22 protein-coding genes and 1 tRNA gene are annotated in these 24,700 nt (G+C 42.6%); 12 read left to right on the forward strand and 11 right to left on the reverse strand.

Translation table 11 applies throughout. The features are described 5' to 3' along the window. Positions 1 to 10: 10 nt before the first annotated feature. From hisS to CK503_RS14055, 5 genes are all read right to left on the reverse strand, one after another. The gene (gene hisS / locus CK503_RS14030) at positions 11 to 1,270 is read right to left on the reverse strand and encodes a histidine--tRNA ligase (RefSeq protein ID WP_095607457.1); all 1,260 of its coding nucleotides are present in this window, start codon (positions 1,268 to 1,270) and stop codon (positions 11 to 13) included. A 750-nt stretch (positions 1,271 to 2,020) separates the two neighbouring features. Beyond that, positions 2,021 to 3,007, reverse strand: a complete 987-nt coding sequence (locus CK503_RS14040; protein ID WP_095607458.1) for an NAD(P)H-quinone oxidoreductase — start codon at positions 3,005 to 3,007, stop codon at positions 2,021 to 2,023. A 22-nt stretch (positions 3,008 to 3,029) separates the two neighbouring features. Further along, the gene (locus CK503_RS14045; RefSeq protein WP_095607459.1) at positions 3,030 to 4,520 is read right to left on the reverse strand and encodes a lipopolysaccharide biosynthesis protein; all 1,491 of its coding nucleotides are present in this window, start codon (positions 4,518 to 4,520) and stop codon (positions 3,030 to 3,032) included. 46 nt (positions 4,521 to 4,566) lie between these two features. Then, a complete protein-coding gene (locus CK503_RS14050; protein WP_095607460.1) occupies positions 4,567 to 5,445 on the reverse strand; it encodes an ATP-grasp fold amidoligase family protein in 879 nt (292 codons plus the stop codon). Between the two features lie 21 nt (positions 5,446 to 5,466). Beyond that, positions 5,467 to 6,381 (reverse strand): glycosyltransferase, encoded by a 915-nt coding sequence (locus tag CK503_RS14055; protein WP_095607461.1) that lies wholly within the window; start codon positions 6,379 to 6,381, stop codon positions 5,467 to 5,469. A gap of 92 nt (positions 6,382 to 6,473) precedes the next feature. Between CK503_RS14055 and CK503_RS14060 the strand changes: the two genes are divergently transcribed. Then, on the forward strand, positions 6,474 to 7,307 hold the full coding sequence (locus CK503_RS14060; protein ID WP_095607462.1) for a glycosyltransferase: 834 nt from the start codon (positions 6,474 to 6,476) through the stop codon (positions 7,305 to 7,307). After that, entirely contained in the window at positions 7,277 to 8,086 is an 810-nt protein-coding gene (locus CK503_RS14065) for a sulfotransferase family 2 domain-containing protein (RefSeq protein ID WP_095607463.1), read from the forward strand. The genes CK503_RS14060 and CK503_RS14065 overlap by 31 nt, the downstream gene beginning before the upstream one ends. Here the strand turns inward: CK503_RS14065 and CK503_RS14070 are convergent. Then, complete coding sequence (locus tag CK503_RS14070; RefSeq protein WP_095607464.1) at positions 8,083 to 10,584, reverse strand: YfhO family protein; 2,502 nt, start codon at positions 10,582 to 10,584, stop codon at positions 8,083 to 8,085. The genes CK503_RS14065 and CK503_RS14070 overlap by 4 nt on opposite strands. 101 nt (positions 10,585 to 10,685) lie before the next feature. Then, the gene (gene gatC, locus CK503_RS14075) at positions 10,686 to 10,973 is read right to left on the reverse strand and encodes an Asp-tRNA(Asn)/Glu-tRNA(Gln) amidotransferase subunit GatC (protein WP_095607465.1); all 288 of its coding nucleotides are present in this window, start codon (positions 10,971 to 10,973) and stop codon (positions 10,686 to 10,688) included. A 161-nt stretch (positions 10,974 to 11,134) separates the two neighbouring features. On the opposite strand from gatC, the gene CK503_RS14080 reads away from it, so the two are divergent. The 7 genes from CK503_RS14080 (at position 11,135) to CK503_RS14110 (ending at position 17,075) form a co-directional block, all read left to right on the forward strand. Further along, positions 11,135 to 11,419 carry an HPr family phosphocarrier protein gene (locus tag CK503_RS14080; RefSeq protein ID WP_095607466.1) on the forward strand — a complete coding sequence of 95 codons (285 nt, stop codon included), beginning with the start codon at positions 11,135 to 11,137 and terminating at the stop codon, positions 11,417 to 11,419. After that, positions 11,412 to 13,139, forward strand: coding sequence for a phosphoenolpyruvate--protein phosphotransferase (gene ptsP / locus CK503_RS14085; protein ID WP_176466322.1), 1,728 nt, complete (start codon positions 11,412 to 11,414; stop codon positions 13,137 to 13,139). The genes CK503_RS14080 and ptsP overlap by 8 nt, the downstream gene beginning before the upstream one ends. 6 nt (positions 13,140 to 13,145) lie before the next feature. Continuing rightward, on the forward strand, positions 13,146 to 14,183 hold the full coding sequence (locus CK503_RS14090) for a bifunctional phosphoglucose/phosphomannose isomerase (RefSeq protein ID WP_095607468.1): 1,038 nt from the start codon (positions 13,146 to 13,148) through the stop codon (positions 14,181 to 14,183). A 31-nt stretch (positions 14,184 to 14,214) separates the two neighbouring features. Further along, on the forward strand, positions 14,215 to 15,009 hold the full coding sequence (locus CK503_RS14095; protein ID WP_095607469.1) for a biotin--[acetyl-CoA-carboxylase] ligase: 795 nt from the start codon (positions 14,215 to 14,217) through the stop codon (positions 15,007 to 15,009). Next, the gene (gene tilS, locus CK503_RS14100; RefSeq protein WP_095607470.1) at positions 14,981 to 16,330 is read left to right on the forward strand and encodes a tRNA lysidine(34) synthetase TilS; all 1,350 of its coding nucleotides are present in this window, start codon (positions 14,981 to 14,983) and stop codon (positions 16,328 to 16,330) included. The genes CK503_RS14095 and tilS overlap by 29 nt, the downstream gene beginning before the upstream one ends. Positions 16,331 to 16,342: 12 nt before the next feature. After that, complete coding sequence (gene hpt / locus CK503_RS14105) at positions 16,343 to 16,909, forward strand: hypoxanthine phosphoribosyltransferase (RefSeq protein ID WP_095607471.1); 567 nt, start codon at positions 16,343 to 16,345, stop codon at positions 16,907 to 16,909. A 76-nt stretch (positions 16,910 to 16,985) separates the two neighbouring features. After that, positions 16,986 to 17,075, forward strand: a tRNA-Ser gene (locus tag CK503_RS14110). Positions 17,076 to 17,272: 197 nt separating this feature from the next. On the opposite strand, the gene CK503_RS14115 is transcribed toward CK503_RS14110, so the two are convergent. The 4 genes from CK503_RS14115 to CK503_RS14130 form a co-directional block, all read right to left on the reverse strand. Then, entirely contained in the window at positions 17,273 to 17,692 is a 420-nt protein-coding gene (locus tag CK503_RS14115; protein ID WP_095607472.1) for a secondary thiamine-phosphate synthase enzyme YjbQ, read from the reverse strand. Positions 17,693 to 17,753: 61 nt separating this feature from the next. Beyond that, a complete protein-coding gene (locus CK503_RS14120) occupies positions 17,754 to 18,530 on the reverse strand; it encodes an SDR family oxidoreductase (RefSeq protein WP_095607473.1) in 777 nt (258 codons plus the stop codon). Between the two features lie 111 nt (positions 18,531 to 18,641). Beyond that, positions 18,642 to 19,529 carry a ferredoxin reductase family protein gene (locus tag CK503_RS14125; protein WP_095607474.1) on the reverse strand — a complete coding sequence of 296 codons (888 nt, stop codon included), beginning with the start codon at positions 19,527 to 19,529 and terminating at the stop codon, positions 18,642 to 18,644. A gap of 15 nt (positions 19,530 to 19,544) precedes the next feature. Then, positions 19,545 to 19,943, reverse strand: a complete 399-nt coding sequence (locus CK503_RS14130; protein WP_095607475.1) for a ferric reductase-like transmembrane domain-containing protein — start codon at positions 19,941 to 19,943, stop codon at positions 19,545 to 19,547. A 325-nt stretch (positions 19,944 to 20,268) separates the two neighbouring features. On the opposite strand from CK503_RS14130, the gene typA reads away from it, so the two are divergent. The 3 genes from typA to CK503_RS14145 all read left to right on the forward strand — a co-directional run bounded on the left by typA (position 20,269) and on the right by CK503_RS14145 (position 24,622). After that, positions 20,269 to 22,089, forward strand: a complete 1,821-nt coding sequence (typA, locus tag CK503_RS14135; RefSeq protein WP_095607476.1) for a translational GTPase TypA — start codon at positions 20,269 to 20,271, stop codon at positions 22,087 to 22,089. A 427-nt stretch (positions 22,090 to 22,516) separates the two neighbouring features. Beyond that, entirely contained in the window at positions 22,517 to 23,239 is a 723-nt protein-coding gene (locus CK503_RS14140) for a hypothetical protein (protein ID WP_095607477.1), read from the forward strand. 144 nt (positions 23,240 to 23,383) lie between these two features. After that, positions 23,384 to 24,622, forward strand: a complete 1,239-nt coding sequence (locus CK503_RS14145) for a M48 family metalloprotease (RefSeq protein ID WP_095607478.1) — start codon at positions 23,384 to 23,386, stop codon at positions 24,620 to 24,622. Positions 24,623 to 24,700 lie beyond the last annotated feature (78 nt).

A 24,700-nucleotide genomic window follows, 5' to 3' on the forward strand; every position in this document is an offset into this window, starting at 1 on the left:
GTGTTCTTTTTTAATTGGTTAGCTTATTAAGGATTTCATCAAAACTATACGAATCTTCTTCGCTGGCTTTCATGTTGCGAAGCGTGAACTTACCCTCAGCCAGTTCATTGCCGCCGACAATAATTACGTGACGGGCATTTTCGCGGTCAGCGTCTTTCATCTGTGCTTTAATAGATCGACCAATGTAATCCATTGAGGCCGAAAGCCCGGCTTTGCGAAGTTTTGGGAGGTGATTGATGCCCCATTTTCTGGCTTCGTCGCCGAGCGTAACGATATATACATCCAGCATTTCTTCTTCCACCAGATTAATATCGAGCTCGTCACAAGCAATGAATAACCGTTCCATGCCGGCCGCAAATCCTACGGCTGGAGTATGTTGTCCGCCAACTTCTTCAATCAGCAAATCGTAACGCCCACCACCACCGAGTGCATCTTGTGCTCCCAGGTCCGGACTGATAAGCTCAAAGGCGGTACGCGTGTAATAATCGAGTCCGCGTACTAAGTATGGATCTTCTTCGAATGGGATCTCCAGCTCCTTTAATAATTCTTTGACTCGGGCGTAGTGTGCTTCCGTTTCTTCGGTAAGAAAATCAGTTATTACAGGTGCGTTCTCAATAAACGGCTGATCTTCCTCTTCTTTGGAATCCAATATACGCAGGGGGTTTTTTTCGAAGCGTTCCCTGGAAATATCGCTCATCTCATCAAGATGGGGCCGAAAATAATCTTTGAGTGCTTTGGTGTACGCCTTTCGACTGGCGGGATCTCCTACGGAGTTAATCTTTAGCGAGGTATTGCTGATGCCAACGCGGTCATAAATCGACATCATTAGTGTGATAATATCAACATCGGCAGCGGGATCGTCAGCGCCGATAATTTCTGCCCCGAACTGGTGGAACTGACGCTGGCGACCTTTTTGTGGTTTTTCAGCGCGAAACATCGGCCCAATGTAATACAAATTTTGGGTACCGCCACGCTGCTCAAGGTGATGTTCAACAAATGCGCGTGCAACGGGCGCAGTGCACTCGGGACGAAGTACATACTGGTCATCTCCGCGTTCGAAGGCGAACATTTCCTTAGAGACGATATCCGTCAACTGGCCCACGCCGCGGGCAATAAGCTCTGTCTGCTCCATAATAGGGGTGCGGATTTCCTCAAAGTTGAACTTTTTGGCCTCTTCGTGGATGATGCGTTCCAGTGCTTGCCATTTGCCTACTTCGTCGGGCAGGATGTCCACCATTCCTACATGGGTACTAAAGGTCGGTTGCGCCATGAATGTAAATCAGTTCGGTTCTAAAAATTGTTCGCTCCAAAGATAAGAGTCTGCCTGTAGAAATTCTCACCCAATTTCGTAAGGATGCTTTTTGGTAAAGGTCTTACTTATAGCAAGCCACAGAATAAATACTATAAGGATGTATGATCCCCAAAAACATAACCGGCAGTCAATCAGATTAAAGGGATACGATTATTCGCAACCAGGTTATTATTTTATAACGATATGTGTTGCTGATAGATATTATTTATTTGGAAAAGTTGTTAATGGTTGTATGGCTTTGAATAAGTATGGGCAAATTGCTAAAAAGGAATGGAACAGGACGGAAAATTGCGTGATAATGTTCGGCTGGACGAATTTATAGTGATGCCTAATTATGTGCATGGAATAATTGTGATAACCCAAAAAAAACAATGGCAGGGAGGTATCACGATACGTCCCTGCCATTGGGTCAGAAAATGAATTCAGATCTCCATCAAAGAATTTGGGTGCGATAGTGAGAGGTTATAAATCAACGGATACAAAACAGATCAATGAATTAAACAACCAGCCGGGTGACAAGGTTTGGCAGCGCAATTATTATGATCACATTATTCGTAATAAAAACGAATTGAATAGGATCAGAAAATATATAAGAGAAAATCCCAAGAATTGGGAAAATGATAAATTGAATCGGTGAATGTATGTAGCAGTGGCGTATTGCAATACGCCACTGTATAATGGTTTGATATCCTTGTATGTCTAAAAATATCACATCCCCGTCAACACTATTTTCCCTGTGTTTTTATTGTTTTGCATGCGCTCGTGGGCCTCTTCTGCATCCGACCAATTATAAACAGAGTCGATAATTGGATTTAACACACCATCCTCAAAAAGGGAGAGCGTATTAGAAGCAAAATCGTTAGTGAGATCGATTTTATATTCCTCAGATCTGTTGCGTAGCGTTGATCCCATAATAGATAATCGCTTGCGGAGAATTGGAATAAGACTAATTTCTTCCACTTTGTGTCCGCCCAAAAATGACAGATAAACCACACGTCCGTCCATGGCAAGAACCTCCATATTTTTATGCCAGTACGGTTTGCCGATAAAATCGATAACCACATTTACTGAATCCGGACCAACATCATTGACAATCTCTTCAGCATAATTTTGCTCTTTATAATTATAGGTAAATTCAGCCCCCAGTTTTTTGGCCGTATTCAGTTTATGGTGTTTGCCAGCTGTGGCAATAATTCGGGCATCGTATAAGTGATGCGCCAGCTGAATAGCGGAAGTTCCTACGCCACTGCCTGCAGCATGAATGAGAACAGTTTCTTGTTCTTGAAGTTTTGCCAGCCAATCCAGTGCCTGGAAAGCCGTTAAAAATGTTTCGGGGATGGCAGCGGCCTCTTCAAAGGACAGGTTTCCCGGCATGGCCATTGCCATATCTTCGTGTATCGTACAGTATTGGGCATATCCGCCGCCGGGCAACAGTCCAAAAACGTGGTCTCCGACTTCCCATTTGGATACTTTGTCTCCCACTTTTTCTACGATTCCCGACATTTCCAACCCTAAAATATCGGGGGCTCCTTTGGGTGGGTCGTAGTTGCCTGTGCGCTGGAGCAAGTCGGCGCGATTGAGTGCCGTAGCCTCAATTTTTACCTGAACTTCGTTTGCACTCGGTTCGGGTGTTGGGGTTTCTCCAATTTTTAGTGACGAATTTTTGCCGGGATTTTGAATGAGAATAGCTTTCATAACAGAAAATAGAAATTGTAAATTAAAATAGATCCAGTTTTTGAACTCGTTTATACCCTTCTTGCAGGAGATTTTTGACATCCTCGGACAGATCAAAAAGAAGAATGCTGCCGGCAAAGATAATGGTGATAATTCCGGATCGGACGACTACATCTATTACAAAGTTATAGAGATAGGGAATTTGCCACGATATCCCCAGACAGATGGCGGCAATAATAAGGACCGCGAGTGCATTCCATCGAAAGGGCTGCATATCGAATTTGATCCACACAAAAATGAATTTTATAAAGTTGTAGATGAAGATTGACAGTGCTGTGGCGATGGCGGCGCCGAGCATTCCCCAGTACTGAATAAAAAAGTAGTTGGATGTGATAGTGATAGCAATAAGCAGGATGTTGGTATAGAGATCAAACCGAAAATATTTAGAATTCATGATGATATGTCCATTGATACCTGTAGCCATATTAAAGAGTTTGGCCGCCCCGATAATGATGATTACCCATTCGGCACCGTGATATTCCTCGGGGAGCAAATCCATCAAGTTGTGCATGTTGGCCCAGATGCCGATGTAGAGCAAGACGCCGCTGATGACTTGTGTCAGGGATGTTCGTTTGTATAGTGATTCGACCTGGGTAAAGGCTTTCTCTTTGATTAATCCCGCTAAAATGGGAACGGCAATTTTGTTGATTGAACGCTGCGGGACGGCGATAACTGATCCTACATAAAAGGCGATAGCGTAGACGGCGGTGTCGCTGAGATTCGTCATGGCGCCGAGCATAATAATATCGATATTTCCAACGAGCAGGGTAGCCAGTCCTCCGAGCAGGGAGTAGGCTCCGTAAACGCCCATCCCTTTAATGAATTTGGCGCGCTTGTCGAGTTTGGGATATGAGAGCGAGAGTTCTCCATGCCGGTAAAGGTAGATCAACAGATAGAATGGTTCGATGCAATACGTTGCAACAAACCCAATCATAAAGGTGGGAAAAGAAATCAGTTCGAAGTAATGAACGATTAGCAATACAATAATGAGTGCCCGCATGACGACTTCGTTGAGAAAAGATCCGGTTATAGAATCTTGCAGGGCACGGACGTAGTTATTAAGAACTTCGAAAAAGAGGGTGGCGAAGACGAGCGGAATCAGGAATAGAAAGTATTCGTCAAAGAGGGCTGAGCGATCATCATAGTAGCTAATAAATATATCCTGCCCCAGCAAATATAAAACGGTAAAAAGCAGAAACCCAACGAATGGAATAAGTAGGGTTAGGGTTAATAGCTTGCTTTTTTCTTTCTGGGACGACTGGAAATAGGGAAAAAAGCGTATAATGGTATTTTTGATTCCCAGGTGAGCAAATTGGGCACAGATAAGGGCAAGGGATACAAAAAGCCGGGTAAGTCCGTATTGGTCGGGGGTTAAAATACGGGGAAAAAGCAGGATGGTAGAGATAAATCCCAGTACAATTCCCACATATGAGATCACCGTATTTTGAATGCTCTGTCGGATTATTACGCCCAAATTAGATAAAAAGGTCTTGAGGTTCGAGTTTATGCAATAGTTACTTCTATTCGATGTTCAAGTCAAGCCAGGAACCTACGTTATATTCCAGCTCTTGCGGTTGAAAAGGCACAAAACCGTTTCCGGGATAATTGGTTAGTTCTCCGAAATAGATCTCCTCACCCATCAGATACAGATCCGCACGTAAAAACGTAAAGTCAGATGATAGCTTTTCTGCTATTTCAATTGCTTTATCGAGCTGTTTTGGTTTTTGGGTATCTCCCTCATATGGAGGGTACAACAACTTGCCTGCCATACGATTAAAGTTTCGATCAAACAGATTACGTCGTTGATCCCCAAAACGATCGTAATCAACCTGGATCATTTTAACTTCACCGTTAAAACAGAAGAACTTGTAATCATTGGGGATTTCACCGGCCTCAGTCAGCAGTAACTTTTCTGCTAAAATAGTTCTTGGCAATCCCTTGTATGCCCACTCTCGGCTGAATGAATAGTAATCAGTTTGTTTCCATTTCTTGGTCTGTCGGCGTACTTCTTCCAATTGCTCTTCTTGTTTGTTTTGGATGATGGCAACCATTTCGCATCCGTGATTGGCCTTTAGCACAAATTGATCAGGTAATGAATTCCATTTGGATTGTGTAAGCTCTCTAAATTTGGATAGAAGAGGAACTAAGTGCTTATTATTTATTTTTTTGGCTACGTAATTCCTAACGGCGAAACGATTGGCAGCAAGCTGTCTTAGATCAGTTCGCTCATTGAGTTTTATCCACTGAATTTTCTCGGTGAATGTTTGCGGATTTTGAAAGTCCGGCCATGTATCGAGCTCCAGCCAATAGCGAATTTTAGCGTACCATTTGTCGGATAGCAGGTGACGCCCGAATCCCCAGAAGAGCTTGGTTAGCAGATATTTAATAGTTTTTTTCATGTTGATGAATATTGAAGCCTTTCAAGATAGATCGCTCGAAAAATAACCTTCTGCGATCCATTTGCGAAACTTGATCAGCATTCGCGCTTTGGCAGGTTGAAGTGCAAGAGTATAGGGTATTACAAGGCCAATACTAACTACCCATTTGACTAATTCCGGGATCCCGTATTTTAATTTTTGAATAGGTTCGTCCGCAACTTGCAATGCAATACTTTGTCCCAGTCCAACAGCTTGACGTTTGATATATTCTTCGGTGAGCCGCTGTTTGTTAACACGGTGATAAAGTTTTGCTTCAGGGAGATAATGGATCTGAATATGTTCGGTTTTAAGTCTGTTGAAAAGCTCTTTTTCCTCGCTGGCTTTAAGCTGTTTGCCTTTCCGCCCGAGGTCGGTATCAAAATTTCCAAACCGTTCAAAAATCTGTTTGCGAAATCCCATGTTTCCACCAAAGGGATATTTGTTTTTGGGATAGATTTTGGAGCTATTTCCCAGATCATGATGCCCCAACAGCGGGAGTAAAAAGTGCGACATCCATTTCGGACGCGGGTCGTCGAACTGAACATGAATTTTTCCTCCGCCCGCCATTGCTTTGGGATGATTCTCAAAAAAAGAAACCCAGCTTGGGATTAACGACTGGGTGGCACGAATATCATCATCCAAAAACACCAAACACGACCCCTTGCCCTCCTCGATACCTCGATTGCGGGCAAAGGACAGCCCTTGATTTGTCTCTTTGATATAACGGATCGGATTGCCATCTTTAGCGTACCGCTCTACGACTTGCGGCGTGTTGTCGGTGGAGTTGTTATCAATAATGAGCAGCTCGGTATTATAAGTTGAAAGATCAGTCTGCAGTAGCGACTGTAGAGTATCAGCAAGATAATCGGCACGGTTATACGTGCAGATAATAAACGTAACGTGCGGTTGGTTTTTCATGCGGATGTTCGAGTACCAATTAATTTAATGACTGAAAATACATTTTTTACAGTGAATAATGCCAATTTTCATATTGACCCGATTTCCCTGCGATGAGTGAACTTCCTTTGGTATCGGCAATTGTAACTACACACAATCGCGCTGATTTGTTGCCCCGTGCGCTCGATTCGGTGGCGGTGCAGAGCTACGAAAATATCGAGCTGGTGGTTGTGGATGACGGGTCGGATGATCCTTTTCGCTCGATTGTGGCAAAGTATGAAGATATTTTGCCGGTGCGTTACTTGAGAAATGAGCAGGCCCACGGGGCTTGCCGTGCACGTAATCAGGGTATTGAAGCGGCATCGGGCATTTTTGTGGCAGGGCTTGATGATGATGACGCTTGGACTGAAGATCGAATCGAGAAACTTGTGAAAGCCTATGATGATGACTTTGCTTTTGTGACATCGGATGTGCAGATGATGTATGAAAAGGGGGCACCCGTTTGGGGTAAGCCGAAAGTGATATCGCTGGAAAAATTGCTGTATTCCAATTATGTGGGTAACCAGGGGCTCATTAAAAAAGAGCGTCTATTGAAGGTGGGGGGATTTGACGAGTCGCTGGATGCAGCTCAGGACTATGATCTTTGGATTCGATTGTGTGAGCGATTTGGGCCGATAAAAAATGTGCAGCAGCCGCTGCAAAAAGTGTATTTAGATCATGATGGAGAACGAATTACCAATCCGAAGGATCAGCTTCGCGGGTACTTGGCGTTTTATCAAAAGCACAAGAAAAAGATGAATCGCAGTCAGCGCAAATATCAGCTGTATAACATTCGCAAAGCCACTGGGAAAGTAAGCGGACTTTCGGAGTTGCTCGGCTGGGTGCCGCCGCACCGCTGGTGGAAGGAGATCAAAAGTTGGATTTTGAAAACTTTTATGAGCAAGTGATGGGATTAGCCAAACAACTTTTTGATGACACTAAACTCTATTTACGTTATGCCTTTCGGAGGATGGGTCTGCCTGGATACCAGATCCATCAAATTTATCTGCCTGAACAAAAGCTGATTTATATTCCTATCCCCAAAAATGCCTGCACCTCTATCAAGCACGCCCTCCATGAAATCGAGTTTGACAAACGGTTTGATACCGACCTGCCCGAGTTCAGCGATTATCGAGAGCATCACGACTATTATTTGAAGCGTACAGATGCGTTTACGAGCGTGAACACCTTGCGAGAAAGAACCGATTGCTTGCGTTTTGCATTGGTGCGCGATCCGGTAAAGCGGTTAATTTCGTGTTACCGAAATCGTGTTGTTGATCTGGGTGATTTGGAATCGAGCGAGACGAATTTAAAACGATATGGACTGCCGATTATTCCTGATTTGAATACCTTTGCAATGAACCTGGATACCTATCGGAAAGTGAATAAAAGCATCGAGCATCACGCGCGTCCGCAGACTGAATTTCTGGGTAACACGCTGTATTACCTGGATCGGGTATTTACCTTGGCCGATACTTCTGAACTGCTGGGTATGTTGCAAAAATATAAACCGGGTTTGGAATTGCGGCAGCGGAAAACCGGAGGTACAACGCGAACACTTGCGGATTTATCGCCCGAAGCGCTGGAAGCTGCCATCTCCTACTACAGACAAGATTACGAACTGCTTGGTGAATTTTATTCGCCGGAAAAAACTTGCAAGGAATACGAAAGCTCAGTCAGCAATTAATTTTCTTCCTCATCAGCCGAGCTTCCAATCCATCCGAAGTGAAAGCCTATGACTCCCAATCCGGCAAACCACAACGCGATATGACCGAACCAAGCAATTCGGCTTCCCCATATTTCGGATGTAGGCTCAAATGTTAATCGTACCGTGTGCTTACCAGCCGGGACCTCCAACCCGCGTAGCACAAAATTGGTTTTGAAAATTTCCGTAGGGTCACCATCAATGGTAGCTTCCCACCCAGCGGGATAATAAATCTCACTGAGTACCAAAAATTGATCTTCTTGGGATGAAGTCTGCAGCTTTATTTCATTGGCCTTGTAGTTCTCTACGGATACTGTTGCTGAAGTATCGGAATTGCTATTAAGAGTTTCATCAGTTTCAACGATGGCAACGTCAGAGGCATCAAAATTAGCCGAAGGTTTCATTTTATCAACTGCTTGTTGGGGGGTATCAACAGTGGCAACAGAATCCACAAAAAAGGCTTTGGGCAGTACATCATCGTTGCGGTACACCCGCTGGTTATTTTGATTAAATACCTCCGTATATCCACCGAAGGGAAGTTGCTGCTGAATGGTAATATATTTTGTGTTCAGCATATCCAGCACAGCGTGATTGAAACCCGTTTGATTATCCATCAATAAATGGTCAATTAGATCTTGATAGTGGGCCAGCTTTGCACCGGAATATCCGCCAAGCGTGGGATAAAAATACGAGGGTATTGCGTTATTGAAGGGATTGCGATCCAATGCAAAAGCGCGATAGGGATAACCATCCTCTGAATCAATATTCTGCATGATGAACTTATCGGCAGGCGTTTGCTGCTGTTGGATCATCTGCTCGGCTTCAAGGGTATCTGAGGTCATTCGGTCTTCGTTAACGTAGCGGCTGTCGACACTGAGCATATCGTAGGCCGTAAGAACCAGTAAGCCAATAAGCAGATATCCTTTACTAACTTTTCGTTTTACAAATCCTACAATAAGTCCGCCTGCAAGTAAGGCCAAAATAAGATAACGGGTAGAATCACTACTGGCCATATCTTTGCGATCGGGTTTTAATCGTGTGTTGATATAGTTTTGTACCCGTTGTTGAACCTGTTGATTATCAGGTGATACATTGTTCTGTTGTGCAACTTGCTGAGCGTACTGCTGGAATTCACCCGGCTTTTCAAAAGAAAGCAAGGCGTTGCTACCGAAGGCAAAGATTAAGCCCAGCCCAATGGCGATACCCAGTGGCGTATATAAATCTTTTATAGATTTTTGTTTGTCCTTGGCGATATCAAACAGGGCCTCAATACCATAGACAGCCAGTACTGCAAAACAGAAGACGGTTGCAATGAGCCAGGTTTCGGGCACGCGAAATTTATCAAAATAGGGGATATAGTTGAAGGCAAATTCATTAAAGGCCGGGAGGTTATGGCCCAGTGAAAAGAGCAGAGTAAGCGATCCAACTCCAAAAAAGATATATTTTATTTTCTTACGGTATGCGAAAAGTCCGATTAAAGCCAAGATAAAAGCGATGGCTCCGAAGTAGTGCGGACCGCTGGTAAATGATTTTGGTCCCCAGTAGGCTTCGCCGGATGAACCGCCATAGAGTCCCGGAATAATGAGCGTTAACAGTTCCCCTACACCCTGCGACCAGCTAAAAGCATATTCAAGTGTTAGTCCGCCGCTACCTGATGTTTCGAGGGTAGAGCCTCCGCGGGTACTGTATTGCGAATATTCGTAGAGCCGCCAGTATAAATCGATGCTGCAAATAATAGCTAAAACACCTGCTCCGAATGCAATCCCGGTTCGTTCGAACCAATCTTTAATTTCATCTTTTTTGTAGGCCAGCCAGCTGTCGTACATCCACCAGAAGCCCAGCAGGTACAAAAAGTAATAGGTTATCTGTGGATGGTTTGCCCTGAGTTGTAGCGTTACGGCCAGTGCGAAAGTGAAAAAGGCCAACAGTTTTTTTTGTGATCGAGAAATTAGATAATAGCCCAAAAACATCCATGGGATAAACGCAAAGGCCATGAATTTGGCGTAATGACCAGCCTCGATAACGATGGGCAAATAGGTTGTAAAGCCAATAAGGATAGCCCCGATAGCTGCTGAAAACGGGCGAATTTTTTGAACGACAAAGAAGAGGTAGGCGCCGCTCAGTAATATCCAAAAGAATGCCAGAGGATGGGCCTGTCCTCCCATCCACTTAAAGAAAGAATCGATACTGGGTGGAGAGGATGGGTTATGGATGACAGCAGAAGGCATCCCTGAAAACATATTCGATGCCCAGAGCGGATGCTCATCAAAAGTATCAATATGTTCTATGACAGACTCTGCACCGGCACGCCACTGTAGAACATCGTTGCCCAAAAATTGCGTACCGCCGAAAAATATTGCTGAGTATAGCAGCAGCGGTAGGATAAAAAGCACAACCAGTGAAATCCAATGCTTCTTATTAGCCGATAGCTTTGAAATAAAATCTTCCTTTAAAGAATGGGTATGCTCTTTTTTACTCAAAGTGGACAAGGTTTAAGTAGAATGAAATGTGTTAGCCGGGCTGTTGCTGATACTCATTAGTCGAGAAACCAACCGAGGATAGAATTTCTAAAATTGTATTCCTATTCAATAACACGCGGCACACGGAAGTAGTCGGTATCAGCGTCGGGTGCGTTTTTAAGAGCATCCTCGTGCGAAAGCGGCTCTTTTGCTTTGTCGTCACGCAGGCGATATTCCAGGTCAATAACATGTTCGAGTGGTTCTACATCAGAGGTGTCAAGCTCTTCGAGGGTTGTCATATAGTCAAGGATCTGGTTCATATCATTTGCCAGCGATTCTGTTTCCTCTTCGCTCAGTTTTAGTCGAGCCAGATCGGCAACGTAGTTTACGTCCTTTTTTGTTACAGACATGTAGTTTCTTTTTTGCAGTTATAAATGGCAATTAAGTTAAGAAAACAGCAGCTAAGTTTACAATTCTTTCGAGGCCTTCTGTGAACGATATTTTATTGTTAACTGCTGTGGATAGTTACTTTAATAATTGGCATTTTACGCTTTAAACTAAATAATACAGCATGATAAAAGAGAAAATAACAATTGTTAATGATGCCGGTTTGCATGCACGACCTGCTGCTGCATTAGTAAAGGTGGCATCGAAGTATGAATCGGATTTTTACATTCATTTGTATGGATATAAAGTGAATGGGAAGAGTATTCTTGGGGTGATGACCCTCGCTGCTGAAAAAGGGGCAGAGCTCGAACTGGAACTTGACGGTCCTGATGAGGAAGAAGCTTTTGAGGCTATCAGTGAGTTAATTAACGATGGGTTTGGTGAGGTTTATGAGGATGGAGATGAGTAACCAGCTGGATAAAAAAGAGATATTTATTTCCGGAGCCCCGGCTTGCCCTGGTATTGTGATTGGAGATACCAGCCTTTATCAGCGTGTGCGGCCAAATGTCTCTGATACCCAAATCGCTGATGATGAGGCGGAGGATCATATCCATAAATTTTATGAAGCTCTTGATGTTGCCGAGGAGGAACTCCAGGTATTGCTGGGAAATAGCGAACTGGAAGAATCGGCTGACCTTATTCAAACACAGATTGCTATTTTAAAAGATCCGGAGATGCAAGACCGGGTGGAGCAAGAAATTTCAGCAAATAATAAACCTGTAGATTCGGCGGTAGAAAGTATTTTCCGAAATTACTTGCAGGTCATTCAGGAGAATCATGGGGGAGCATTCCAAAACAAATCGGTGGATATTTCTGATATCCGCGACCGTTTGTTACAGATTATACATAACAAGAGGGATGATATTAAGGAGGGGACCATCTTAGTAGCCCGGGAGTTGAGCCCAAGAGAGGTCATTTCATTTTCCAATCGCAATATTAAAGGATTAATTACCGATCAGGGCGGGGCCACTTCGCATGCAGCAATTATTGCCCGTTCGATGAATATCCCAACAGTAGTGGGAACTCAAAAGGCGACTGAAGTTATCAACTTTGACGATGAAGTTGTTCTTGATGGGCGCAATGGAGAAGTGGTTGTTAACCCCAAAAAAGAAACGCGGCAAAAGTATGAACATCTTATTACCCAGCAGAGTAAAAGGAAGGCTGATTTTGAATCCCTATGCAAGAAACCAAATGAAACATTTGATGGAAAAGCTTTTTCCTTGCAGGCTAATATTGAGTTTGCTGAAGAACTGAGTATTGCCAATAAATATCAGGCTGAAGGGGTAGGGCTGTTGCGGACAGAATCTATTTATCTAAGCCGAAAACATTTTAAAAATGTAGATCAGCAGGTAGCTTTTTATAAATCTATTCTTGAGCTGACTACTCCCCATCAAGTTACAATACGTTTGTTTGATGTGGGGGGAGATAAATTTTTTGGGGATGAAGAAAAGGAACAGAATCCTTTTCTTGGCTGGCGTGGAATCAGGATGTTATTGGAGCAGCCAGAATTATTAAAGAATCAGTTACGAGCTATTCTTGAGACCTCTGCAGATTTTATGGGGCGCATTCGAATTCTAGTCCCGATGGTTTCAACGATTGATGAGATTTATAAACTCAAAAATATTATTGGTGAGGTTCAGAAAGAATTACTGAATCAGGGGTTCGATATTGACAAAAATATCCCTCTTGGATTAATGGTAGAGGTACCGAGTGTGGCTCTGAAAGCCGACCTTTTTGCCAGTCATGCCGACTTTTTAAGTGTTGGCACCAATGATCTTACGCAGTACGTTCTGGCAGTAGATCGGGGAAATGAGCGAATATCGAACTTATATGATCAACGGCATCCGGCTATATGGCGGTTAATAAAAGAAGTTGCAGAAGCCGGTGAACGCAATGAAGTGCCAGTAAGTGTATGTGGAGAACTGGCTTCTGATCCCATTGCTGCGAGCTGCTTAATTGGGCTCGGAATTGATACGTTGAGTATGAATGCAGTAGTACTGCCATCGGTAAAACAGGTGTTGCGATCAAATTCTTATATTGATATGCAGCAGCTGGCTGAAAAAGTATTGGATGCGGGAACGCTGGATGATATTGATAATATATTTTCAAATTGGGAGACAAAGGAATAAGCATATATGGATTTGGAGGAGATTAAATCGATTGATAGCCAAAATATGTGGGAGTTATTAAATACCTTTCCCGAACAATGGAAAGAGGCTGTAGAGAGTACAAAAAATATTGATCTGACCATTGATAAAGAGCGTATCTCCAACATATGTTTTGTGGGAATGGGAGGCTCCGCAATTGGGGCCGATCTCATTCGGTCTTTTTGCTACGACCGTTGTCCATTCCCTATTCAGGTAGTACGACACTATGAAATACCATGCTGGGTGGATGAAAACACGTTGTTTATCGCGTGCAGTTTCTCTGGCAACACGGAAGAGACCTTAACAGCTTTAACATCTGCACGAGAAAAGGGTGCTCAAATCATAGCCGTGACAGCCGGCGGCGAGCTGATGGTGAAGGCAGCCAAAGAGGAATTTGATTATATAAAAATCCCCGGGGGAATGCCTCCGCGTGCGGCACTTGGATACAGTTTTGTGCCGTTATATCGAATTTTTCAGCAGTTGGAGTTAGTGGAAGAACGCGATGGCGCTTTGAAAGATACGGCCCGGTTTTTATCCGAACAAAATGACTTGCTGTCAGATCCGGGTGATAATGAAGCCCTTAACCTGGCTGAAGAAATTAATGATACCTTACCCATTGTTTATTCTGATGCTACGATGATGGAACCGGTAAATTTGCGGTGGCGGAATCAGTTTGCAGAAAATGCCAAGACGCTTGCTTACGGTAATACGCTTCCCGAAATGAATCACAATGAAATTGTGGGATGGGAGCAAATAGTACATTTAACTGGGCGTCTCTCCGTAATTTTATTGATTGATAAGGAGGATAATCCGAGGGTGCAACGACGTATGGAGATTGTGGAGGAGTTGGTAGAAGATCAGACGGCTTCGCTTCATATCCTAAAAACAAGAGGACAAACCCGTCTTGCACGTATGTTTTCACTTATTCAACTGGCCGACTGGACAAGTTTATATCTGGCTGTGGTGAGTAATGTGGATCCTACTCCCATTGCAAAAATTGATCTCTTAAAGAGTAAATTAGCCTGAGCATAATATTTAACCTTAGTATTTTAGAACGTTGAACTCAACATTTGATCAGTCCGAATTTCTACAAAAACTGGAAACCCAATGGTTGGGGCACAGTATTCGTTATTTCGAGGAGTTAGCGTCAACTAATACCTATCTAAAAAAACTTTCATCCCAGGATATACAACATGGGCTGTTTTGTTTAACAGATTATCAAACCCGGGGAAGGGGACAATATGAGCGAAGATGGGAATCTGAAAAGGGCGTAAATCTGACGTTCTCGATTGTATTTACCCCCGTTGATACCGGGCGTTTCCATGTTTTGACGTTAGCTTGCGCATTGGCGATCGTTGAGAAGTTAAATGACTTTTTAAATGCTTCATGTGCAGCCATAAAATGGCCTAATGATATTATTCTGAACAAGAAAAAAACGGCCGGCATTTTAACAGAGGCGGTATTCAGTGGTAACACATTTGATCGTTTAATTATTGGGATTGGGTTGAACATTAATCAGCAAAAGTTTTCTTATGAGTTAAAAGAAGTTGCTACCTCTGTCTCACTGGAGAAGGGGAAAGAAATAAATCGCGAACAGTTTTTGGCTGATCTGCTAAACCGCATTGAGTACAAATATACCTTGTGGGAGCAGCAGCAATCATCGTTAATAAAGACGATTAACCAGAATATTATTGGGTATGGTCAATGGGTTGGTCTCAAAATTGATGATGAGGTGCAAGATGAACTATACAAGTTGCTCGGTATTAACGAGAACGGAGCATTACTGATGTTGAACAGGGATGGCGGAATAGATTCATTTTCTTATGAGCAGATCCAACTTATCACAAATTGAACAGGCTGTTAAGGAATCGACCGATTCCATTTTTGACAGTTCAATATCTGCATTAATTATTGCAGTTAGCGGCGGTGTGGATTCCATGAGCTTGCTCTATAGCTTATACCGGTTACATATTCCGGGAATTATTGCCCATGTGAATTATCAGAAGAGAGGAGAGGCATCCGATAAAGATGCTGAACTTGTAGCTGAGAAAGCAGGGGAATGGGGATTTCAGTTCGAACTTAAAAAAGCTAATCCCGGTGAAGCCCGGGAACAAAACTTTCAGCAGTGGGCACGTGAGGTTCGATACCGTTTTTTTAGAGATTTAGCTGAACAGTACAATGCCGATGGAATTGTATTGGCACATCACAAAGATGATCAGATAGAAACGGTCTTACAGAAGCTTTTCCGCGGCGCGGGCATGGTCAGCTGGAACGGTATGGATGTTTGGGATGGAGAACTTTTTCGTCCGTTGTTATCTGTCTCACGCCAACAAATTGAACAATATGCTGAGCAAAGAGAAATTCCATATCGTACTGATGAGTCTAATTTAGAAAATGATTTTGCGCGGAACTTTCTGCGAAATGAGTGGACGAAGGGATTATCGGAATTTTTTCCGGGGTGGGAAGAGAATATCCTTAGTGTGGGAGAGTATGCTCAAAACTATGAAAATGCACTGGAATGGATTGCTAACCGGGTTTCAGATGACAATGGTCTCAACAAGCAGGCTTTTGACAAGTTAGAGCCGGGCTTGCAGCGGGCAATGGTGCTGTATTTGATCAAAAAAGAAGAACCGGGCATTCAAATATCACAACAGAACTTGCATCGTGTTAGTGAACTAAAAAAGCTGCAGACCGGGAAAAGGATTGGGATTACTCGAGAGTTTTCTATTATTCGTGATCGTGAATACTATATGATTACTCGGAGCCAGAATGGGACTTTTAAGCCTCGAACATTTACCCGCAGCGATTTGGAGAACTCCACCGTTGAGATCGGCAATAATGTGCTAACGTTAGAACAATTTTCTGATCCGGACTTAAGTAAAGCTCTCTTCATAGACGCTGATAAAATATCCTGGCCTATTACGTTGCGCCAATGGAAAGAGGGCGATCGCCTGCAGCCACTGGGAATGAAGGGGCATCAATCCGTAGCTGAACACCTGACAAACCGGAAAGTAAATGCTGCCGATAAGGAGAAAGCTCTTATCATAGAATCTTTTGAAGAAACGATCTGTGCTCTTATCTTTCCGCCAATTAAAAATCAGTCATCCTCAGGCACAATTTCGGAACAGGTAAAGTGTGATTCCGAAACGAAATTTTGCCTTTCAATTAAGTAATTACAAGAATACATGTCACTATTCAATCCCGAAACCGTTACCTGCAACGGTGAAACATTCAGCATATATCTTACTCAGCAAGAACTTGAAGAACGAGTAGCGGAATTGGGGGATGAGCTTTCGTCGAAGTATGAGGGTAAGAATCCTATTTTTATTGGTGTGCTCAACGGGGCGTATATTTTTCTTTCTGATTTGATGCGCCAGGTCGATATCCCCTGTGAGGTCGACTTTTTGAAGCTCAGCAGCTATGGGGATGAAAAAGTATCGTCGGGAGAAGTAACTGACCTTAAAGATATTGATGCTGATATCGAAGACCGCCATGTGATATTGGTAGAAGATATTGTGGATACCGGGCTGTCGATGAACTATTTGGTGGACAAGTTGCAGAAAAAGAATCCCGAGTCTATTGCTACGGTAACGCTTTTGCACAAAACGGAGGCGACCCATCACGATGTACAGCTCGATTATGTGGGATTTGAAATCCCCACGCTTTTTGTTTTGGGATATGGCCTGGATTATGCTCAGGAGGGACGAAATTTAGCACAAATTTATATCCTTGACAGTGATCCGAAAGAATAAAACTTGTTCCACAAAAGAAATATAAGTTAACTATTGATAAAATTTACTAAGGCGCTTATATTTGCGACTCTTTATTGGAGAGGTGGCTGAGTGGTCGAAAGCGCTCCCCTGCTAAGGGAGTATACCCCCACACGGGGTATCGAGGGTTCGAATCCCTCCCTCTCCGCTCAACTACGCTAAAGCTTCGTTGAGCAGGCTCGGAAAAGCTTGCTCGGCGAAGCTTTTTTTATTCAAAATAAGAGAGAACATTTATGTGGTTTTATCTGGATACAATGCTCTGCGTTGTATCCAATTTATTTATTTGTCAATCTCATTCCATAGCTCTACAGCGGAACGTATCCCGACAAATCCTGAAGAAATATGCTATTCTCCGTGTAGCGTTACGACCAGTTTACGAGGACCGCCGCTATTGCGGTGTTCGCATAAATAAATGCCTTGCCAGGTTCCAAGATTTACTTTACCGTTGGTAATTGGAATGGAAACCGAATGCCCCAAGAGTGAGCTTTTAATATGTGAAGTCATATCATCGGGCCCCTCAAGCGTGTGCTCATAGAGGGACGTATCTTCCGGAACCATGCGCTTAAAGTGGGAGGCAAAATCCCTTCGAACTGAAGGATCAGCATTCTCATTAATGGTGAGGCTGGCGCTGGTATGCTGGATAAAGATATGCGCAATTCCTGTATTGATATTCTTGATTTCCGGAATTTCTTTTAGAATTTCATCAGTAATAATGTGATATCCCCGAGATTTGGGAGAGAGGGTGATATTCTTTTGATGCCACATAGTTTCATGTAAGAATGTAGGATTAGGAATTTGTTACGCGTTTCACTTTTCCCCATGTCAGTTATCCAAATAAACCTTTAATATTACCACCGTCGTGACTGATGGTTTGGCCCGTTACATAAGAGGCATGGGGAGATAAAATCCATCCCGCCAGTGAAGCCAGCTCCTCACCTTTCCCAAAACGTCCAACCGGAACAGAAGCTTCCATCTCTTCTCGAACCTCCTCCATTGATTTGTCGGATTCATCAACTGCTTTTTTTATAACCCGTTCTATGGCAGGAGTATCGTGTGATCCCGGCGCGAGCACATTTACTGTAACGCCCTGTTTGGCAACTTCCTGGGATAACGACTTGGCAAATCCCACCACTCCGGCACGGAATGAGTTGCTGAGCACAAGTGACGGGATAGGTTGTTTCACCGACTGACTTTCCACAAATAGAATGCGTCCGTATTCTTTTGAGGTAAAGTAGGAGACCAGTCGAAGTACCAGCTCAATTTTCCAACGCATTACATTTTTGTATGCTTCATCCCAATCATAAATAGCGGTTTCGAGTGGACTTAGGGCCGGTGGTCCGCCGGCATTTACTACCACGCCGTGGAGCTGTTCATTACCAATGGCCGCTTCAATTTCGTTATGGGTATCGTCATCCGTTAAATCACCGGCTACAATATCCACCTGGTCATCGTATGATTCTTTGAGCTCATTAAGCTTGTTTTCTCGGCGGGCAATGGCAATAACCGTTGCTCCTTCATCAAGCAATAGTTCTGCAATCGCTCTTCCAAATCCGCTACTTGCGCCGCAAACAATAAATCGCTGGTCTTCAATTTTTAAATCCATATTGGTAAATAATCAATAATTTCTATTTAACAACTAATAACAATGAGGTTTGTTAATGTAACTGTTCAGTATCAGTCATGCCAAAATCGTGTTATTGATCTTGCTACTAAATCAGCTAAAGTCAAAATCCTCAAAATGTATATGCTTACCAAGTACTTGTAGCTCTCTAAACTCTTTGAACAGAGACTGTCTCATTTCTTTAGGACCACAGATAAAGATTTCCCGATTATTTAAATCCACGATATCATTTGCTGATAAAAAGCCCTCCCGATCAGCCCTGATCAGATGGAAAGAAAATCCGTTCAGTTGGTTTTCCAGCTCTTCGAATTTTTTTAGGTGAACAGCTTCTTCTGTTCTGTTAACACAATAGTAAAGATCGGTATTGAAATTGGCTGGAATGGGGCTCTCTTCTAAGTTATTAGCCCAGCTGATAAAGGGAGCAATTCCAACCCCACCGGCGATCCAGATTTGAGGATGGTCGTATTTTTTGTAATCAAATCGGCCGTACGGACCTTCAATTAAAGCTTTAACGCCCGGTTTAAGTGTTTGATAAAGATGATTTGTGTAATCGCCCAGGGCTTTAACAATGATTGTTATATGATCGTCAGATGGGGTACTACAGATCGTAAATGGATGAGCCTCACGACTTATCTTTGGATCTGAATAACTAAAAAAACAAAATTGTCCGGGCGTAAATTGTAGCTGCTTGCCATTTGGGAAAAGGGTGATTCCCATGACTTGGTTATTAGGCCGGTCTATATGTTGGACGGTATATGATTTTTTGTCAGCCAGCCATTTATAGAAAATGGACTTGTATAAAAAGCTAATAACGCCCAGAACAGCGAATAAGCCAAGGTATACAGCAAGAAATGGATTGGTACTGATTAATTCATCCAAAAGGAAAATATGGAGGATAAACAGGATGAAAATTATGCCTGTAAGTTTATGGGTGAGCTTCCATTTATCGTAGGGGATTTTAATAACAAGAGTAATCAGCATCAGTAAAATAAATCCCTAAGTTGCCCAACTGCCAAGGTCAATAGCCAGTCGGTGGTGGGTGGGGAACGCATATTGTAATGCTTTACCCACATCTTGTGGAACCCATCGAGCGGCTAATGCTATAGGGTGATAGAGAATCAGGAAGAAGGCTATTTTGCCAATGCTATGATGTGTCTGGTAAACTTTATCTAACCCACCAAAGAGATCTTCAATCCATATTACCCGGGTAGATAGTACAAGAGAAAGAGAGTACATAATAAATCCCATAATGCCTGCCACCTGGCTGGTGTAGATAAACCATGGTTTTAAGTTGTGGCGAAAGGTTGTTTCGGGATAAGATAATGCCCAAAGTGGTATGGCCAGAATGGGGAGACCGTATATAATGGCGTTAGCTAATTTTCTTTTGCTAATCATTGCCAAGTAGACTTATGGTATATGCTGGATGGGGGCCAGCTCCAGCTGAATGAATTCAAAAAGCATCAATTTTGCTATGAATTCATAATGTATAGCTACCCCTGATGGCAATCAACAGGAACAACTGCATTATCGCAGCACAAAGAAAAAATAATGCGAATAAGGAATTGGGAAGATAAAACCGTATCTTTGCTGGCTAAATTTTATAGGATTGTCGGTACTCATCAATACGCACTTACTGTGTCATTTAAAGTAAATTTAGGGTGGCATCATAGCATTTAAGTAGTGTTTGAGGCACTCAATCCGATTTTAATCAATACAGGTTATGTACAAGGATATTAGAAATATTGCGATTATTGCTCATGTTGACCACGGTAAAACAACGTTGGTTGATGAAATGTTAAAACAGAGCGGTACGTTTCGCGAAAATGAAGAGGTTGCCGAGCGTGTGATGGATTCCGGTGATCTGGAGAAAGAAAAAGGAATTACGATTAGTTCAAAGAATACTGCCGTAAAGTGGGGGGATACCAAAATAAATATTGTGGATACGCCCGGTCACGCCGATTTTGGCGGAGAGGTAGAGCGTATCCTTAAAATGGTAAATGGTGTGATAATTTTAGTGGATGCCGCCGAAGGGCCGCTTCCGCAAACTAAGTTTGTACTTCGTAAGTCATTGCAGCTGGGATACGAGCCCATCGTTGTTATCAACAAGATTGACCGTAAGGACGCACGTCCTGATGAAGTATTGAATGAAATTTTTGATCTCTTTGTGGTGCTTGATGCCACAAATGAGCAACTCGATTTTCCCATTATTTATGCTGAAGGTATTAACGGCATCGCAAAAAGTGAACTTGAAGAAGACAATGACGATTTAAGTCCGCTTTTTGAGCAGATTATTGAAACTATTCCTGCACCTGAGCAGGTGATGGATGCTCCTTTTAAAATGCTGGTGAGCAGTATGGATTGGAGCGATTATGTAGGACGTATTGCTATCGGACGTGTGGAACAGGGAACCATTGAGCAGGGGCAACAGATTGCACTGCTCGATCGTAATGGAGATCTCAAAGAGAAGGCCAAGGCGACAAAACTTTTTACCTTTAATGGATTAAAGCGTGAACCCGTTGAAAAGGCGATAGCCGGAGATATTTTTGCACTGGCCGGATATGAGAAGGTAGATATCGGTGATACGCTTACAGCTACCACCGATATGACAGCATTGGATTATTATGATATCGACCAGCCGACTATGGCAATGTTTTTCCGTGTGAATGATTCGCCATTTGCAGGATTGGAAGGAGATTATGTGACATCGAATCAAATTAAAGATCGGCTGATGCGTGAGACTCGCACCAATGTTTCTATTGAAGTGGAGCAAACCGAAGATCCTGATATTTATAAAGTGTCCGGACGCGGTGAACTGCAGCTGGCTATCCTTATCGAGACGATGCGTCGCGAGGGATATGAATTTTCAGTATCTCGTCCCGAAGTGCTCTACCAAGAAATCGATGGGCAAAAGCACGAGCCTTTTGAAGAGGTGGTTGTAGATGTTCATGAAGATTACAGCAATCGAGTTATCGATAATTTGCAGCAGCGGAAAGGAATAATGACATCGATGACGCAAGAGGGAGAAAACAATCGCCTTATTTTTAAGGTGCCTTCTCGCGGTTTGATTGGTTTTCGTGGTGAAATGCTTACCGAAACGCGAGGTACGGGTATTATGCATCAACAGTTTGATGCTTATGAGCCTTTTGCAGGAAAAATTCCGGGCCGTAATAGTGGAACTTTGATTTCACTGGAAAAAGGAGAAGTGACCAGTTATGCGCTTGAGGGGCTACAAGATCGCGGTACGTTCTTGGTTGAGCCGGGCGACAAAGTTTATGAGGGACAAGTTGTAGGTATTAATAACCGTTCTGATGATCTGGTGGTTAATGTTGTAAAGAAGAAAAATCTGACAAATCATCGTGCCACACAAAGTGCGGATGCGGTAAAAATTGATCCCGCTAAAAAGATGAGCCTGGAGCAGTGCATCGAGTTTATTGACGATGATGAGCTGTTGGAAGTAACGCCCAAGAGCCTGCGAATTCGTAAAAAATATCTTGACTTCAACGAGCGGAAAAGAGCAAAGAAGAACAAGGAATTTGCATAAGTAAGGGTATAGATATTTTTTAAAGAGGGCTTTCACTAACTGTGATAGCCCTTTTCTATTTTGTCTAATTTCTATTCTTAGATCTAAAAAGGGTTACTTAAATTCTTGTCTTTTAAACAGTAGAGGCGCTTTATTTTATTACATACAATGAGCTGTTATTGGTGATACTATTTTTCTGAAAGAAATGTAGTTCTCCCCTTGAATATTATTAAAATTTGCTCCCTAAATTACTGAGGAAGTAAGTTGCTTTACCCATCTTTATATTGTTTTATTCTGCGATTGTGTTCAAAATTTATCCCTTTCATAAAAATAAGTTCATAAAGGTTAAAAAATTATAATATGAGGGGTGTCCGTAAATTTATTTTATTAGAAAATCAAATGGGAGACCATTTATCAATTAAATAATTCATCAAAAAATAATAGTACTATGAAGAGGTCTATATATATAACACTCATATTCTTAACTTTTACTTCGTTAGCTTTTGCTCAGTCAAATACGTCTGATGTTGATCAGTCGGGAGATGAGCATCTCACGAATATTCTGCAATCAGGTGAGTCAAATGATTCTGATGTTACCCAAAAAGGCGAATCGGGGGAAGTCTTTATTACCCAAATGGGTGATTTGAATACTGCCGACGCAGTCCAGGATGGTGATAACGATTTAACCATTAACTCTGAGGGGACATCAAATGAAGCTATTTCGGAACAATCAGGTTCTTATAATTCCGGTCTTATTTTTCAATTAGGCAGCAACAACGCAGCTGATATCACTCAAGCCGGAACAGACAACGATGTGTTTGTTACCCAAGAAACTGATTATGCTCAGGCTACTGTTAATCAAGATGGGGAGCTCAACTACTCTGATATTTATCAGTATGGTGGTGCAACTTCTGCATCCGAAGGAAATACTTATACTGTTGACCAACCCGGTGATTTCAGTACGGTATTTGGTACGCAAGATGGCATAAGCAACTCTATGACTGCTACCCAAAGTGGAGAAGGACAAGATCTATGGTTCGACCAATCTGGTACCGGAAACTCACTTGATGTTGCTCAAAGTGGATTGTTAGGTAGCGGTTCTGTTAACCATTCTGCATATGTTACGCAAGATGGTATGAATAATACTACTGTTATTGATCAATCTAACTAAAAGATTGATTGCCGGCTTAAATGGAATCATAATTTTTTGGCCGGCAATACTTAATAAACAGCAGTTATGGTGATGGATCTTATCGTCTCAGATAGGACTATTTATCATATATATTACTAATAAAAAAAAGAGGGAATATTAATTATGAGTTATTTTAAAAAGAGAGCTAAATTACTGTTTGTGCTATGCATCGGTTTGCTGGTAGGTTTATCCGGATGCGATAACAGCGAGATCACAAACTCTGATTCTTCATCGAATGAAGAACTTGAGGCTGTTGAAGGCAAGACTAATACTTTAGACCGCCCGGCTCTTTCAAGCCAGGAAATGAAAGAGCGGCTGCAAGAGTTTGCCGAGAAGCAGGATAGAGATGGAGAAGCTATTAAACAAAAGATAAAAGATCTGTCTGATGATCAGTCTTACTTCCGTAATTTCATTTTGGAAGGAGCGATAGATGGTGATCAGTATCAGTGTTCATCAACTCCATTGGATACCTGGGTAAATAATAATGTGTACTATTCTTCCTTTGCGGAACAATTGTATGTAGCGTTTTATGGCATAGACCAGTTTCCATATATCTACAACTTACTATACGTTAATCCTCGTGAAGATCGACAAGCATTCGGAGAAAATGGCGAATATACTCGTCAAGTATACCGTGCCGACCGAAGTGTGAAGCGATTCTGGGATGTAGATCTGCGAGATGTACAAGTGGAATCGTTTCGGGGAGCTATGCTGAAAGACTTCGATAAGGTATTTAAGGTTGTTGAAGTATTATGGCCTAGTTTTCCTGAAGACGAAAATGCAGCATTTGCTCAGGATATTGTTGATGTAGTACAAGAACCGAGTAATCCGGTGTGGAGTTTTAATGCTTTTGCCATGTCAGAAGGTCCTGTACTTGTAGGAGGCGAGGATAAGCCGGCCCAAATTCAAATGGGTGATGGCATCATGGAAGGAATGGATGCCCTTGGTTTTGGCGACTCTGCCCCACAGGGTATTTTGGCTCATGAAATGGCACACCAAGTTCAGTATAAGCTGAATGTTTTTGAAAATGATACCATTTCAGATCCTGCTGAGTCTACTCGCCGCACAGAACTCATGGCTGATGCCTATGCAGCCTACTACTTGGGTCATAAGCGCGGAGCATCAATGAACTGGCATCGTGTAGAAGGTTTTATGCAGACCTTCTATAACATTGGGGATTGCAGTTTCTCCAGCTCAAGTCACCACGGCACGCCTAACCAGCGCTTAGCCGCTGCTCAGTTTGGTTTCGATTTGGCAGAAAGTGCCGATCGTAGAGTAAGTGTGATGTCGGCCAGTGAATTCTTAGAAGCTTTTGATGATAAGCTGCCCGAATTAGTAGCACCAGATGCTGAAGAAGATTAACATATTGATCTAATATTTGGGACAAGGCCATCCTGTATAAGGGTGGCTTTGTCTTTTTTTGTATAACTCTGGACTAAA

It is taken from the genome of Fodinibius salipaludis (genome assembly GCF_002287075.1).
Lineage (GTDB): Bacteria > Bacteroidota > Rhodothermia > Balneolales > Balneolaceae > Fodinibius > Fodinibius salipaludis.